Source organism: Rhodococcus antarcticus (assembly GCF_026153295.1).
Classification (GTDB): Bacteria; Actinomycetota; Actinomycetes; order Mycobacteriales; family Mycobacteriaceae; genus Rhodococcus_D; species Rhodococcus_D antarcticus.
Map to the genome: position 1 here is coordinate 2614389 of NZ_CP110615.1, position 14345 is coordinate 2628733.

Genomic DNA, 14345 nt, shown 5'->3' on the forward strand with positions numbered 1-14345 from the left:
GGGCGGGGGCTCAGGGCATCCCGGGGCCGAACTCCTCCAGCATCTCGGTGACCAGGGCCGCGATGGGTGAGCGCTCGCTGCGCGTGAGGGTGATGTGCGCGAACAGCGGGTGGCCCTTGAGCTTCTCGATGACCGCCGCCACCCCGTCGTGCCGGCCCACCCGGAGGTTGTCCCGCTGGGCCACGTCGTGGGTGAGCACCACCCGCGAGCCGGTGCCCAGCCGGGAGAGCACGGTGAGCAGCACGTTGCGCTCCAGGCTCTGCGCCTCGTCGACGATGACGAACGAGTCGTGCAGCGAGCGGCCACGGATGTGGGTCAGGGGCAGCACCTCGAGCATCCCCCGGGCCAGCACCTCCTCGATGGTGCCCGGGTCCGCCATCCCCTCCAGGGTGTCGAACACGGCCTGGCCCCAGGGACCCATCTTCTCGGCCTCGGAGCCGGGCAGGTAGCCCAGGTCCTGGCCACCCACGGCGTAGAGCGGCCGGAACACCACCACCTTGCGGTGCGACCGGCGCTCCAGCACCGACTCCAGGCCCGCACACAGCGCGAGCGCCGACTTCCCCGTGCCCGCCCGGCCGCCGAGGGAGACGATCCCGATGCTCTCGTCGAGCAGCAGGTCCAGCGCGATCCGCTGCTCGGCCGAGCGCCCGTGCAGCCCGAAGGCCTCGCGCTCCCCGCGCACCAGCACCACCTGCTTGTCCGCGCCCACCCGCCCCAGGGCGCTCTGCGTGCCCGCCAGCAGCCGGACCCCGGTGTGGCACGGCAGGTCCCGAGCCTCGTCCAGGTCGATCCGCCCGCTCTCGAACAGCGCGTCCACGTCGGCCTGGCGCACGGCCAGCTCGGCCATCCCGGTCCAGCCGGAGTTCACGACGTCCTGGGCCCGGTACTCGTCGGCCGGCAGGCCCACCGCACCCGCCTTGACCCGCAGCGGGGTGTCCTTGGTGACGAGGACGACATCGCGCCCCTCGGCCGCCAGGTTCAGCGAGCACGCGAGGATCCGGGCGTCGTTGGTGTCGGTCCGGAAGCCCGAGGGCAGCACCGACGGGTCGGTGTGGTTGAGCTCGACGTGCAGGGAGCCCCCGACGTCGGTGACGGTGATGGGCTGGTCGAGACGACCGTGGGTCAGGCGCAGGTCGTCGAGCAGGCGCAGCGACTCCCGGGCGAACCAGCCGAGCTCGGGGTGGTGGCGCTTGCCCTCCAGCTCGGAGATGACCACCAGGGGCAGCACGACGTCGTGCTCGGCGAAGCGGGTGATGGCCCACGGGTCCGAGAGCAGGACGGAGGTGTCCAGGACGTAGGTCTTGACCGGGTGGTGGGGCGGGCGAGGGTGGTTGCCGGACGTGCCGGCGGTGGAGGGGGCGGACGCAGTGCGGACAGCGGTCACGTGTCTCCTACGCACCCGCGGCGCCCGCGGTTGCGGATCAGCTGGGCCGGTCCGTCCCCCGGTCCCCGTCAGCGACGGGAACGGGAGCCGGGCGCCGGCCCCCTCGTGATCTTCACGACTGAGAACCTCCCGGACGGGTGGCTTCCCCACCACCCGACGAGCCGGACGCTACGCCCGGGTTCGGACCGTGCGGCGCGACACGCCCGTGCCCCCGGAGCACGGATCCCGACCGCCACCCGCCGTCCACCCGCGGGTCCCCGGCCGGCCATGTCGACGCCACCGTCGTTCTCGCACACCGATCGCGAGGCAGGGCGCCACAGCGCAGCGAGGGTCGTTCGGTGTGTCAGAACGGCGGGGACGGGCGCGGGGAGGCGAGCGGCGGGCGAACGGCGGCGCGGGCGGCAGCCGTTCAGGCGGCAGGCGCGGCGGGCGGCAGCCGTTCAGGCGGTGAGCTCGGCGCGGATAGAGGACGGCACCAGGGGCTCGTCGAGCAGACGGCGGTAGCGCTCGCCCATCGGCTCGTCGGCCGGGCGCGCCTCGAGCCAGGCGTGCAGCAGCCGGTAGCCCTCGACGTAGGTGGTGGTGTACGCCCGCCACAGGGGGTCGGAGAGGAACCGCAGCATCTGCCGCGCGCGCGGCGCGGGCACCAGCAGCCACCGCTGCAGGAACGCCACCACCGCGTCGGGGTCCGCGCCCTGGTCGTGGAGCATGAGCGCCGCGTCCTGGCGCACCCCCACCAGCGCCGCCGAGGCGACCTCGAGCCGCTCGGCCCGCGCCCCGTCGAAGCGCAGGCCCAGGTCGGCGAAGATCTCCTCCGCCCACACCCCCCAGCCCGGCCCCACCACGGCGGCCAGCCCGAGGTCCGCGAGCCCCTCGGCCATCAGGCACTGCGGGGTGTTGACCAGGAACAGGCTCTGCTCGAGCTGCCCGGCGGCCACGATCCCGGCCTCCTTCCGGCAGTGCTCGGTGTGGTGGCCGGGGTAGGACTCGTGGGCCACCAGGTGCGGCAGCGAGCTCATCCGCTGGGTGAGGTCGGAGTTGATCGCGACCTTGCTGTGGTTGCCGCCCAGGTAGTAGTTGAAGCCCGACCACGGCTTGTCGCCGACCACCTCGTAGGTCACGGTCTCGTCCTCGGGCAGCGCGAACTGGGTGCGCACCCGGTCGCGCAGCGCGCTGGAGAAGGCGTGCACGGCCACCTCGAGGCGCTCCGGCGGCACCTCCTCCAGGGCCCGGACGGCGTTCAGCCGCGCGGCCAGCGGGCCGTCGCCGGGAAGCTCGTCGCCCATGGCGCGGTGCGCGGCCCGGTAGGAGTCCTCGTCGCCGGTGGAGATCCGCACGTCGAAGTACGCGTCCACCTCGTCCACGAAGCTGATCCCCTGCCCGGCCATCTTCTGCCCGCTGCACTCCAGCGCCCGCAGGTGCACCCCGAGGAACCGCTCCCGCTCGGCCGCCAGCCCAGCGCCGGGCAGCTCCGTCCGCAGGGTCGCGGCCCGGGCGGCCAGGGCGGCCGGCTCCGGCACGGGCTCGTTCTCGGTCTGCCGCCGCAGCGCCGGGTCGCCGGTGTAGGCGTCCACGAACCCCGGCTCGAGCCGGTCGAAGCGCAGGCCCAGCAGGAGGTACTCGCGCACCAGCGTCGTCTCGTCCACGAAGGGTCACGGTAGTGGTGGGAGATCGACGCCGTCGCCCGGCCACCTCGACTGGCACCATCGTGGGCGTGACGCCGCCCACGCCGCCCTGGTGGTCCACCGCCGTCGTCTACCAGGTCTATCCGCGCAGCTTCGCCGACTCCGACGGTGACGGGATCGGCGACCTCCGCGGCGTGCTCAGCCACCTGGACCACCTGGCGGCCCTCGGCGTCGACGTGGTGTGGCTGTCGCCGATCTACCGCAGCCCGCAGGACGACAACGGCTACGACATCAGCGACTACCGCGACGTCGACCCCGTCTTCGGCACCCTGGCCGACCTCGACGAGCTCCTCGCCACCCTGCACGCGCGCGGGATGCGGCTCGTGATGGACCTGGTGGTCAACCACACCTCCGACGAGCACCCCTGGTTCGTGGAGTCCCGCTCCTCGACGACCAACCCCAAGCGTGACTGGTACGTCTGGCGGGGCGGTCGCGACGGCGGGGAGCGGCCGCCGAACAACTGGGGCGCCGCGTTCTCCGGGCCGGCCTGGGACCGCGACACGACCACGGGGCAGTGGTACCTGCACCTGTTCTCGCCGAAGCAGCCGGACCTGAACTGGGAGAACCCGGAGGTCCGTGCGGCCGTGCACGAGATGGTCGCCTGGTGGCTGGACCGCGGGGTGGACGGCTTCCGGATGGACGTCGTCAACTTCGTGTCCAAGGTGGACGGGCTGCCCGACGGGGTGGTGGCGCCCGGCGCGCTGTTCGGCGACGGCGCACCGCACTTCCAGAACGGGCCCCGGCTGCACGAGTTCCTGCACGAGCTGCACGAGCGGGTCTTCGCCGGACGCCCGCAGGCCGTGCTCACCGTGGGCGAGATGCCCGGGGTGACCGTCGAGCAGGCCCGGCTGCTCACGGACCCCGCCCGGGCCGAGGTGGACATGGTGTTCCAGTTCGAGCACGTGGGTCTCGACCACGGCCGCGACAAGTGGGACCCGCGGCCGCTGGAGCTGCGCGAGCTCAAGGCCAACCTCGCCCGCTGGCAGACCGGTCTGGCCGACGTGGGCTGGAACTCGCTGTACTGGTCCAACCACGACCAGCCGCGCGCGGTGAGCCGCTTCGGCGACGACTCCCCCGCCCACCGGGTGGCCTCGGCGATGGCCCTGGGCACCGTGCTGCACCTGCACCGCGGCACGCCCTACGTCTACCAGGGCGAGGAGCTGGGCATGACCAACGCGGTCTTCGCCTCCCTGGCCGAGCACCGGGACCTGGAGTCGCTCAACCACCACCGCGAGGCGGTGGGGGCGGGCGCGGACCCCGACGTCGTGCTCGCGGCCCTGGCGCCGGCCAGCCGGGACAACGCCCGCACGCCGGTGCAGTGGACCCCGGGGACGAGCGCCGGGTTCAGCACCGGCGCACCGTGGATCGGGGTGCACCCGAACCACGTGGACGTCAACGCCGAGGCGGCGCGGGCCGATCCCGGGTCGGTGTTCCACCACTACCGGCGCCTGGTCGAGCTGCGGCACACCGATCCGGTGGTCACCGACGGGGTGTTCGCGCTGCTGCTGGCCGAGCACGAGCAGGTGTGGGCCTTCACCCGGACGACACCGACGGCGCAGCTGCTGGTGGTCGCGAACGTCTCCAGCGCACCGGTGACGCTGGACGGGGCGGAGCTCGCCGAGCTGGGGGGCCTCGGCGGCGAGGTGGTGCTCTCCAGCGGCCCCGCCGGGGACCGACCCGCGCAGCTGGGCGCGTGGGAGGCCCGGGTGCTGCGTCGTCGAGCCGCCGCCCGGGACCCGTCGTCGACCCGCGGGCGGTCGACGACCAGACTGGGACGGTGACCACCCCACCCGTGACCACCGCACCCGCCGGACCGCTGGACGGGGTCCGCGTCATCGACCTCTCCTCGGTGGTGATGGGACCTTTCGCGTGCCAGATCCTCGGCGACATGGGCGCGGACGTCATCAAGGTGGAGTCGCCGGCCGGGGACTCCACCCGTCGCACCATCCCGCAGCGCAACCCCGGGATGGGGGTGCTGGGGCTGAACGTCAACCGCAACAAGCGCTCCGTCGTGCTCGATCTCAAGACGCCGCAGGGCCACACCGACCTGATCGCGCTGCTGCGCACCGCGGACGTCATGATCACCAACATGCGTCCCGGTGCCCTCGCCCGGCTCGGGCTGGACCCGGCGTCGGTGGCCGAGATCAACCCGCGCCTGGTGCACTGCACGGCGCAGGGCTTCCGCAGCGACTCCGCGATGGCCGACCGCGCCGCCTACGACGAGATCGTGCAGTCCGCGTCCGGGCTCACCGACCTCATGCGTCGCGCCACCGGGACACCCACCTACGTCCCCACGATCATGGCGGACAAGGTGTGCGCCATGACCATCGCGTACTCCGTGCTGGGTGCGCTGGTGCACCAGCGGGCCACCGGGCAGGGCCAGCACGTGGAGGTGCCGATGACCGACACCCTGCTCGCGTTCACCATGGTCGAGCACCTCGCCGGGGACACGTACTCCCCGCCGCTGGGGTCGGCCGGGTACACCCGCGCGCTGGCCCGCAACCACGCCGCCGTGCGCACGGCGGACGGCTGGGCCTGCCTGCTGCCCTACAACGAGCGCGACATCGCGGTGTTCTTCACCGCCGCGGGGCGCCCCGACCTCGCGGCGGACGAGCGCTTCCTCAGCCCGGCCCAGCGGGCCCTGCACTGGGACGAGCTCTACGCCGCGATCGCCGAGGTCGCACCGACGCGCACCACCGCCGAGTGGGAGGTGCTGTGCACCGAGCACAGCGTCCCCATGTCCCGCGTGCTGGACGTGACGACGGCGGTGGACGACCCTTACGTGCAGGAGGGGCACCTGCTCGACGTGCACACCCACCCCACCGAGGGGGAGTACCGGGTGATCGCGAGCCCGGTGCGGTTCTCCGCCACGCCCACCGCCCTTCGTCGGCACGCCCCGACGCTGGGTCAGGACACCGACGAGGTGCTGGCCGAGCTGCGGTAGCGCTCAGCTGCCGAAGCGGCGGTGGCGCACCGCGTAGTCGCGCAGCGCACGGAGGAAGTCCACCCGCCGGAAGTCCGGCCAGTGCGCCTCGGTGAACCAGAACTCCGAGTGCGCGCTCTGCCAGAGCAGGAAGCCCGACAGGCGCTGCTCGCCCGAGGTGCGGATGAGCAGGTCCGGGTCCGGCTGGCCCGAGGTGTAGAGGTGCTCGGCGATGCTGTCCACGGTCACGGCGTCGGCCAGCTCGTGCGGTCCGACGCCGGCGTTCTCGGCGATGAGCGACCGCACGGCGTCGACGATCTCCTGCCGGCCGCCGTAGCCCACGGCCACGTTCACCTGTGCGCCCGGCCGGCCCCCGGTGCGCGCCGCCGCCTCCTTGAGACGGGTGGCCGTGGCCTGCGGCAGCGCGTCCAGCGAGCCGACGATCCGCAGCTGCCAGTTGGCGCTCGGCCCGCTGAGCTCGTCGACGACGTTGGTGATGATCTCCAGCAGCGGGTCGAGCTCGGCCGCCGCACGCCGGAGGTTGTCGGTCGAGAGCAGGTACAGGGTGACCACCTCCACGCCGGCGTCGTCGCACCAGCGCAGCAGGTCGGCGATCTTCTCCGCGCCCACCCGGTGGCCGTGGTTGACGTCGGCGAACCCGGCCTCGCGGGCCCAGCGACGGTTCCCGTCGACGATGACGCCGACGTGGCGCGGGTGCTGCATGTGCTCCAGCTGCCGGAGCAGGCGGCGCTCGTAGACGCCGTACAGGACCCGGGGCGTGTTCACGACGGGCAACGCTACGCCGCCGTCGCGGCCCGGGGCAGGGGCAACGGGACCGTCCGCGCAGCCGTCGCGGCTGCCACACTGGCCCCTGGCGCGGACCGAACCTCCGTACCGTCGAGGAGGTGACCACCATGACCACCCTGACGCCGGCACCCTCGGCGCTCAAGCCGCGCGCCCGGGGCTGGATCCACTTCTGGTCGTTCCTCGCCTCGACGGTCACCGGAACCGTGCTCGTCGTCCTCGCCGCGTCCACCGTCTCCGGTCGGGCCGCGGTCGGTACCGCCGTCTACGCCGTCACCGTCTCGGCCCTGTTCGGCACCAGCGCCCTGTACCACCGGCGCACCTGGCACAGCCCCCGGGTGCGCACGTGGATGAAGCGCGCCGACCACTCGATGATCTTCGTGTTCATCGCGGGGAGCTACACGCCGTTCGCGCTGCTCGCCATGCCGGAGCACACCGGCGACGTGGTGCTGGCCGTGGTGTGGGTGGGGGCGCTGCTGGGGGTGGCGCTGAAGATGGCCTGGCCGGAGGCGCCGCGCTGGCTGGGGGTGCCGCTGTACCTGGCGCTGGGCTGGGTGGCGGTGTTCGTGCTGCCGGACCTGCTGCACCGGGCCGGTGTCGCCGCGCTCGTGCTGCTGCTGGTGGGCGGGCTGTTCTACTCGCTCGGCGGGCTGGCCTACGGCATCAAGCGACCCAACCCGTGGCCGTCGACCTTCGGCTTCCACGAGGTGTTCCACCTGGCCACCGTGCTGGCCGCCCTGTGCCACTACGTGGCGATCTGGCTGACGATCTACGCCGTCTGACCCCCCGCCCCACCACCGGTGTCCGTCACGACAGGTCGGGCCCCTTGCCCCGGACCTCCTCGACGGTCCTCATCGCCTGGCGCAGCTCGCCCAGCCACTCCTCGGCGTGCTCACCGACCAGCCGCACGGCCCACGCCAGGGCGTCGGAGCGCGAGCGGGCCACCCCGGCGTCGACGAGCGTGTCGAGCACCTGGCGCTCGGGCTGGCGCAGCCGCGTCATCACCGGCACCGAGATCGTGGTGAACAGCTCCTCGCTGCCACCGAGCCGGGCGCCCCAGGCCACCTTGCGGCCGTAGCGGTGCTCCGCCTGCTGCGCGATCTCGATCCGCACCTCGCGGGTCTCCTCGCGGAAGCGGCTGATGCGGCCGGACTCCGCTGCCGAGCGGGCCGCGGGGTCGTCCCCGTCGAGCTCCAGCGGGCCGAGATCACCCACCACGAGGATCTCCTCCCGGTCGGTGCTCACCTCCGGCGCTCCCGTGAACCAGCCGTCGGGCAGCCGCCCGGCGAACCAGGCCGCAGCGTCGTCCGTGCTCGGGAGGTCCGCCTGCGGCGGGCCCCCTCGCCGGCCGGGTCCCCCTCGACCGCCCGGGCCGCGTCCCTCTCCCCGGCCACCGCGGCCGACGCCACCGGGGCCGAAACCTTCGCCTGAACGTCCGCCACCGGGGCGGAACCTGTGTCCGTGGTGCATCGTGGTCTCCTTCGTCGCGTATGCTGTGATTACAGCATTACACGTATTACAACGAAGACCAAGGACTGTTGTTCCCAGTCGACTCAGCACGAGCCCGGGCGTCGGTCCAGCGGCACCTCGTGGCCGCCAGGCTTCAGGGTGTCCGACGCCGCGCGCGGAGCAGCTCGACCGCCACCGGGACGAGCGAGAGGGCCACGATGAGGACCAGGATGACCTCGACGTGGTCCCGGACCAGCGCCACCCCGCCGAGCAGGTTGCCCAGGGTGACCACGCCCGCTCCCCACACGATGCCGCCGACCACGTTGTAGGTGGTGAAGCGCCGGTGGCTCATGGCCGACACCCCGGCCAGCACGGGGACGAAGGTGCGCAGCACCGGGATGAACCTCGCCAGCAGCACCGTCCGTGAGCCGTGCTTCTCGAAGAACTCGTGGGCCTGGGTCACGTAGCGCTGCTTGAACAGCCGGGAGTCCGGGCGGGAGTACAGCGCCGGGCCGGTACGTCGACCGATGAGGTAGCCCACCTGGTCGCCGACGATCGCAGCCACCGGGACCAGCAGGAGCAGGACCCACAGCGGGGCGAACGGGTCGGGCTGGGCGGTGAACAGCCCGGCGGTGAACAGCAGCGAGTCGCCGGGCAGGAAGAACCCGACCAGCAGTCCCGTCTCGGCGAACACCGCCCCGAGGACCCCGGCGAGGCCGAAGCTCGACAGCAGCGTGGCGGGGTCCAGGAAGGACGGCCCGAGTGCGAGGGTGGACGGATCGGACAGCGCTGCAGTCATCGACACGGTGGACACGGTGCCCGGCGAGCGCTGTGGGGTCGCTGAGAGCACGCGGTGTCCCGACCGCCGGCGCCTGCCGCACGAGGCCGCCCCGGCACGCTCACCGGGTGGTCGTGCGGCCCCGGACGCGGCCGTGTGCGCGCACCGCGCCGAGCCGCTCGGCGCGCAGCCGCGTCACCGACTCCACCTCCAGCGGCTCGAGCGCCTCACCCACCGCGGACTCCAGGAGCCAGTCCGCCAGCGCCGGGTTGCGGGCCAGCACGGGCCCGTGCAGGTAGGTGGCCACGATGCTGCCCTGCACGGCACCCTCCACCGGCTCGCCCGCCCCGTTGCCCACGCCGCTGAGCACGGTCGCCAGCGGGCGGGCGGCCGATCCCAGGACGCTGGACCCGCGGTGGTTCTCGAAGCCCGACAGCAGGTCCGCGCTCCAGCCGCCCACCGGCCGGCCGGTGACCTCGCCGATCGCCCGCGCCGCGCGCGGTGCGGTGGTCAGGTCGAGCAGCCCCAGGCCCGCGTGGTCCTGCCCGGTGTGGGTGCGCACCTCGTGGCCGAGGATCTGCAGCCCCGCGCACACCGCCAGCACCGGGCGCCCCGCGGCCACGGCTCGCCGCAGCCCCCGGTCACCGGCGAGCATGTCCGCAGCGGTCCGGCCGGCCCCGTCCTCGGCCCCCCCGAGCACGTAGACGTCGCAGTGCTCCGGCACCGGCTCACCCACCTCCACGGCCACCAGCCGGGCGCGCAGGCCCCGCCACTGCAGGCGGCGCTGCAGCACGAGGGCGTTGCCGGCGTCGCCGTAGGTCCCCAGCAGCGACGGGTAGACCACCGCCACCGTCAGCTCCCGGTCACCGCGCACGGTCGAGGCCCCGCACCAGGTCCCGGAAGGCGGTGTAGTTGGCCAGCACGTCCACCGTGGGCTCGGTCAGACCCGCCAGCGCGGCCCACGGGTCGTGGACCACCCGGTGCGGGACCCCGGCGTGACCCAGGCGCACGGCCACGTCGCTGGCCCGCTCGCCCGCCACGGTGACCCGCCGGCCGGCCAGCTGCTCGAAGGGCACGTCCCAGACCCAGGACAGGTCGCGTCCGTCGGCCTCGCGGCCGTTGACCACGAGGACGAGCTCGGAGGTCCCGCCCGCGAGCACCCCGAGCATCTCCGTCGCCCCCGCCGGGTTCTTGACCAGCAGCAGCCGCACGTCGTGACCCCGGTGCCGCACCTGGCGGTAGCGGCCGGAGACCTGCACCACCGCGGCCACCGCGGTGGTGGACCGGCCCAGGGACACCCCGAACGCGTCCGCGACCGCGAGCGCCACGGTGGCGTTCGCCCGGTTGAACAGCCCCGGCAGTGCCACCACCAGCGGACCGTGAGCACCACCGGGACCGGTGAAGCCGCTCTCGTCGAAGCGCCAGTCCGGCACCGGCCGGCGCAACCCACAGCCGCACCACCAGTCTCCGTCCGACCTGGTGAGCACCTGGGCGCACCGGGGGCAGACCACCGTGTCGTGCTCCCAGGAGCTGCCCGTGGCCACCCACACCACCCGGGCTCCGTCGGGCACGGCGGCCACCACGGCCGGGTCGTCGGGGTTGGCCACCACCAGGCAGCCCGGCCGGCGGACGAGGGCGGTGCGCAGGGTCGTGATCAGGTGCGCCACCTCCCCCACCCGGTCGAGCTGGTCACGGGTGAGGTTGAGCAGGACCAGGACGGCGGGGTCGACGGAGTCCAGCACCTGCGGCACGTGCAGCTCGTCGACCTCCAGGACCGCGTGCGGGGCCTGGCGGTCCCGGGTCAGCGCCGCCACCAGGCCGTCCAGCATGTTCGAGCCACCGGTGTTGGACGCCACCCGGCCCGCCGTACCGAGGGCAGCCGCGATCAGCGCCGCCGTCGTCGTCTTGCCGTTGGTCCCCGTCACGACGACGACCCCGCGGCCCGCGGTCAGCCTCGTCAGCAGGTGCGGGTCCAGCGCGAGCGACACCCTGCCCCCGATGATGGACCCGGCGCCCATGCCACTGGCCCGGGACACCGCCGCGGTCAGGTTCCCGGCCGCCACCGCAGCCCGGGCCCGCAGACCCAGGGGCAGCGGTCGTGCGGGGTCGACCCCGCTGCTTCCGGCGTCCACGAGCGTGTCCACCACCACTTTCCCTCCCCGGTCTGTCGCGTTCTGAGCATACGGTGGCCCCACCCTGCTGTGAGGGCGCTGAGGCGCGCGCGGATGAGACGCGGGGCACACGGACCCGGCGCGGGGAACGGGCACCGGACGGTGACCCGCGGGGCTCCCGCGGAGGACCGCGTCACCCTCGCGCCGGTGGGCGCACGGCAGCGGGCGGTCCGCCGGGGCGGGATGCGCGAGCCGGACGGCGCCCGCTCCCAGGGCAGCGTGGCAGGGCGGGGCGGGGCCCCCGCTGAGGACGGCGCCGGGACCGATCGACGGCGGAGCCCGGGCCACAGCCCTGCCGGCGGGTCTCAGCGACCGCACAGGAGGCGGGCGGCATCGTCGCTCCCACGGCCGCGGATCCCGACCCGCGACCCGCGAGAAGGAGTCCTTCGTGACGATCAGGCTCCACCCGGCGACGTGGGGAGTCCGCGTGCGGTCCACGATGGCCGCGGTCGTCGTGGTCACCGTCGCGTTCGCGGTGGCGTCGCTGGCCCTGCTCTGGGTCCTGCGGGCCTCCTTGGAGTCCTCCACCGACGCCGCCTCGCAGTCCCGTGCCGCCGACATCGTGGCGCAGCTGCGCACCGACGCCCCGGCCGAGCTCGACCGGACGCTGCTCGCCACCACCGGGCGCACCTCGGTCGTCCAGGTCCTCGACGCCGGCGGGGCGGTGCTGGTCGCGTCGGAGGGCGCCCCGTCCGAGGCGCTCGCACCGGCGCTGCCCACCGGTGCCACCACCAGGGTCACGGAGGTCCGGGGCGCCCGCGAGAGCGCGGACTACCGCGTGGTCACCGAGGCCGCGGCCGGCCCCACCGGGACGTTCACGGTGGTGGTCGCCGCCGAGCAGGACCCCGTCTCCGAGACGCTGAGCACCGTGGCGGCGCTGCTCGCGCTCGGCGTGCCGGTCGTCGTCGTGGTCGTCGGTGCGGCGACGTACCTGCTGGTGGGCCGCTCGCTGCGCCCGGTCGAGCGGATGCGGGGCACCGTCAGCGCGATCACCACCGCCGACCTGTCCGACCGGCTCGCGGTGCCCGCCACCCACGACGAGATCGCGCGCCTGGCCGTCACCCTGAACTCGATGCTGGGCCGGATCGAGGACGGGCACACCGCGCAGCGGCGCTTCGTCGGCGACGCCTCCCACGAGCTGCGCAGCCCGCTGTCCACCCTCACCGCGGCGCTCGAGCTCGGTGCCGAGCGGCCGGGCTTCCTCGACGTCGAGCTGGTGCGTGACCGGCTGCTGCCGGAGGCCCAGCGGATGCAGCACCTCGTCGACGACCTGTTGCTGCTGGCCAGGGCCGACGAGCGGGGGCTGGCCCTGCGGGTGGTCGACGTCGACCTGGACGACATCCTCGACGCCGAGGTGATCCGGGTGCGCGCGGGTACGACGATCGGCGCGGTGTCGCGCGTGCACCCCACCCAGGTCCGGGGTGACGCGGTCCAGCTGGTCCGCACGGTGCGCAACCTCGTCGACAACGCGGTGCGGCACGCCGTGCGCACGATCGTCCTGGGATGCACGACCGACGGCGCCCACGCCGTCATCACCGTCTCCGACGACGGCCCCGGGATCCCCGCCGTGGACCGCACGCGGGTCCTGGAACGGTTCGTCCGCCTCGACACCGACCGGGCCCGGTCCGCGGGCGGCTCAGGTCTGGGTCTGGCCATCGTCGCGGAGATCGTCGCCGCGCACGGCGGCACCGTCGTGGTCGGGGAGTCCGACGACGGCGGGGCACGGGTGACCGTGCGACTGCCCCTGGCCGGTCCCGCTCATCCGCCCGTCGCGGAGAAGCGGTAGCCCACCCCGCGCACCGTCTCGATCGAGGTGGTGCCGAACGGTGCGTCGATCTTGCGGCGGAGGTACCCCACGTACACCTCGACCACGTTGTCGTCGCCCTCGTAGTGCTCGTCCCACACGCCGCGCAGGATCTCGGCCTTGGTCACGACCAGCCCCTTCTGGCGCAGCAGGAACTCCAGCACGCCGTACTCGCGCGGGGTCAGCGAGAGCTCCACGTCACCGCGGGTGACGCAGCGGCGCAACGGGTCCATGCTCAGCGATCCGGCGGTGAGGATCACCGGTCGTGCCGGTGCCCCCCGGCGCTGCAGGGCGCGCAGCCGCGCCACCAGGACCGGGAAGCTGACCGGCTTCGTGAGGTAGTCGTCGGCCCCGAGGTCGAAGGCGTCGGTCTGGTCGTAGTCGCCGTCCTTGGCGGTCAGCATCAGCACCGGGGTCCACACCTCGCGCACGCGCAGGTTCTTGAGCACGTCGTAGCCGTTCATCAGCGGCAGCATGATGTCCAGCACGATGACGTCGAAGGCGCGCTCGGTTCCCCGCCACAGGCCCTCGGCGCCGTCGACGGCAACCTCCACCACGAAGCCCTCCGCGACCAGCCCGCGCCGCAGGGTCTCCGCGAGGTGTTGCTCGTCCTCCACCAGCAGCACTCTCATGGCACCTCCTCGTTGGTGGGGACCAGCCTGCTCAGCTCTCGCTGTGAGCCCGCTGAACCCGGACGCTCGCGCGCCCCGGTGAGGAACCCGGGCACCACGGTGGTGGGGCGACCGGCGCCACCCACCGGGTCCTCAGCGGAGGCTCAGCGGGGTCGGCCCACGCTCGTGCGCAGCCCGACCCGTGCTCGACGAGAGGACCCGCCATGTCGTCCACCACCCCCACCGTCACGCCCCCGGTGCTCGACGAGCCCGCGGTGCGGGCCTCCGACGCGGACCGCCACCGGGTCGAGCGGATCCTGCAGGAGGCGCTCGGCGCCGGGATGCTCACCCTCGAGGAGGTCGAGGAGCGCCTCGCCGGGGCACACGCCGCCCGCTTCCGGCACGACCTGCCGCCGCTGGTCCGGGACCTGCCCGTGGACGAGCTCGCGCCCGGCGACCCTTCGGTGGCGGGGTGGCTCCCGCGGCTGCTCGCGCTGGTGGTGCACGTGCTCGGCGCGGTCCGAGCCGCGGTGCTCACCGCCACGGTCCGCCAGCGGGTGCTCGGTGGGCTGGTCGTCCTCGCTGCGGTCGTCGTCGCGGTCGTGGCGCTGTCCGCCGGGCTGGAGATGGCCTTCTCCCCCGAGGACGGCGAGCACCTGACGGGGGGCTGAACCGGCACGGACCCCTGCCGTCGGCGCGGCCGGGGCGGTGCGTGCGGCCCGAGCGCACCGGTGCG

General features: G+C 73.9%; 12 protein-coding genes and 1 pseudogene. 5 read left to right on the top strand and 8 right to left on the bottom strand.

From position 1 onward, the window contains the following. Window positions 1-10 precede the first annotated feature (10 nt). Both phoH2 and RHODO2019_RS12760 read right to left on the bottom strand, forming a co-directional pair. Window positions 11-1384, bottom strand: a complete 1374-nt coding sequence (gene phoH2 / locus RHODO2019_RS12755) for an RNA 5'-3' helicase PhoH2 (RefSeq protein WP_435532117.1) — start codon at window positions 1382-1384, stop codon at window positions 11-13. Between the two features lie 440 nt (window positions 1385-1824). After that, entirely contained in the window at window positions 1825-3030 is a 1206-nt protein-coding gene (locus RHODO2019_RS12760) for a DUF885 domain-containing protein (RefSeq protein ID WP_265382153.1), read from the bottom strand. Window positions 3031-3098: 68 nt separating this feature from the next. Between RHODO2019_RS12760 and RHODO2019_RS12765 the strand changes: the two genes are divergently transcribed. After that, a complete protein-coding gene (locus RHODO2019_RS12765; protein ID WP_265382154.1) occupies window positions 3099-4850 on the top strand; it encodes a glycoside hydrolase family 13 protein in 1752 nt (583 codons plus the stop codon). Further along, complete coding sequence (locus tag RHODO2019_RS12770) at window positions 4847-6013, top strand: CaiB/BaiF CoA transferase family protein (protein ID WP_265382155.1); 1167 nt, start codon at window positions 4847-4849, stop codon at window positions 6011-6013. Before RHODO2019_RS12765 ends, RHODO2019_RS12770 begins: the two co-directional genes overlap by 4 nt. Before the next feature lie 3 nt (window positions 6014-6016). On the opposite strand, the gene RHODO2019_RS12775 is transcribed toward RHODO2019_RS12770, so the two are convergent. Continuing rightward, a complete protein-coding gene (locus RHODO2019_RS12775; RefSeq protein WP_265382156.1) occupies window positions 6017-6778 on the bottom strand; it encodes an isoprenyl transferase in 762 nt (253 codons plus the stop codon). A gap of 128 nt (window positions 6779-6906) precedes the next feature. Here RHODO2019_RS12775 and trhA point away from each other — a divergent pair, with 128 nt between their 5' ends. Beyond that, window positions 6907-7578: a PAQR family membrane homeostasis protein TrhA gene (gene trhA / locus RHODO2019_RS12780; protein ID WP_265384758.1), complete on the top strand. Its 672-nt coding sequence runs from the start codon at window positions 6907-6909 to the stop codon at window positions 7576-7578. Between the two features lie 25 nt (window positions 7579-7603). Here the strand turns inward: trhA and abmR are convergent. From abmR to RHODO2019_RS12800, 4 genes and pseudogenes are all read right to left on the bottom strand, one after another. Then, window positions 7604-8173 (bottom strand): annotated as a pseudogene (abmR, locus tag RHODO2019_RS12785) (ATP-binding transcription factor AbmR); the annotation flags it as partial. A 226-nt stretch (window positions 8174-8399) separates the two neighbouring features. Continuing rightward, window positions 8400-9044: a DedA family protein gene (locus RHODO2019_RS12790; protein WP_265384759.1), complete on the bottom strand. Its 645-nt coding sequence runs from the start codon at window positions 9042-9044 to the stop codon at window positions 8400-8402. Window positions 9045-9144: 100 nt separating this feature from the next. Then, a complete protein-coding gene (locus tag RHODO2019_RS12795) occupies window positions 9145-9897 on the bottom strand; it encodes a type 1 glutamine amidotransferase (RefSeq protein ID WP_265382157.1) in 753 nt (250 codons plus the stop codon). Then, complete coding sequence (locus tag RHODO2019_RS12800; protein WP_265384760.1) at window positions 9887-11110, bottom strand: Mur ligase family protein; 1224 nt, start codon at window positions 11108-11110, stop codon at window positions 9887-9889. The genes RHODO2019_RS12795 and RHODO2019_RS12800 overlap by 11 nt, the downstream gene beginning before the upstream one ends. 472 nt (window positions 11111-11582) lie before the next feature. Between RHODO2019_RS12800 and RHODO2019_RS12805 the strand changes: the two genes are divergently transcribed. Continuing rightward, window positions 11583-12980 (top strand): sensor histidine kinase, encoded by a 1398-nt coding sequence (locus RHODO2019_RS12805; protein ID WP_354005536.1) that lies wholly within the window; start codon window positions 11583-11585, stop codon window positions 12978-12980. On the opposite strand, the gene RHODO2019_RS12810 is transcribed toward RHODO2019_RS12805, so the two are convergent. Next, on the bottom strand, window positions 12953-13630 hold the full coding sequence (locus RHODO2019_RS12810; RefSeq protein WP_265382158.1) for a response regulator transcription factor: 678 nt from the start codon (window positions 13628-13630) through the stop codon (window positions 12953-12955). The genes RHODO2019_RS12805 and RHODO2019_RS12810 overlap by 28 nt on opposite strands. 203 nt (window positions 13631-13833) lie before the next feature. Here RHODO2019_RS12810 and RHODO2019_RS12815 point away from each other — a divergent pair, with 203 nt between their 5' ends. Next, a complete protein-coding gene (locus RHODO2019_RS12815; protein ID WP_265382159.1) occupies window positions 13834-14280 on the top strand; it encodes a DUF1707 SHOCT-like domain-containing protein in 447 nt (148 codons plus the stop codon). The last annotated feature ends 65 nt before the right edge of the window (window positions 14281-14345 follow it).

Bases quoted from the DNA above. Each gene is read 5' to 3' on its own strand.
- trhA (WP_265384758.1), top strand. From the start codon at position 6,907: ATGACCACCCTGACGCCGGCACCCTCGGCGCTCAAGCCGCGCGCCCGG.
- RHODO2019_RS12790 (WP_265384759.1), bottom strand. From the start codon at position 9,044: ATGACTGCAGCGCTGTCCGATCCGTCCACCCTCGCACTCGGGCCGTCC.
- RHODO2019_RS12810 (WP_265382158.1), bottom strand. From the start codon at position 13,630: ATGAGAGTGCTGCTGGTGGAGGACGAGCAACACCTCGCGGAGACCCTG.
- RHODO2019_RS12815 (WP_265382159.1), top strand. From the start codon at position 13,834: ATGTCGTCCACCACCCCCACCGTCACGCCCCCGGTGCTCGACGAGCCC.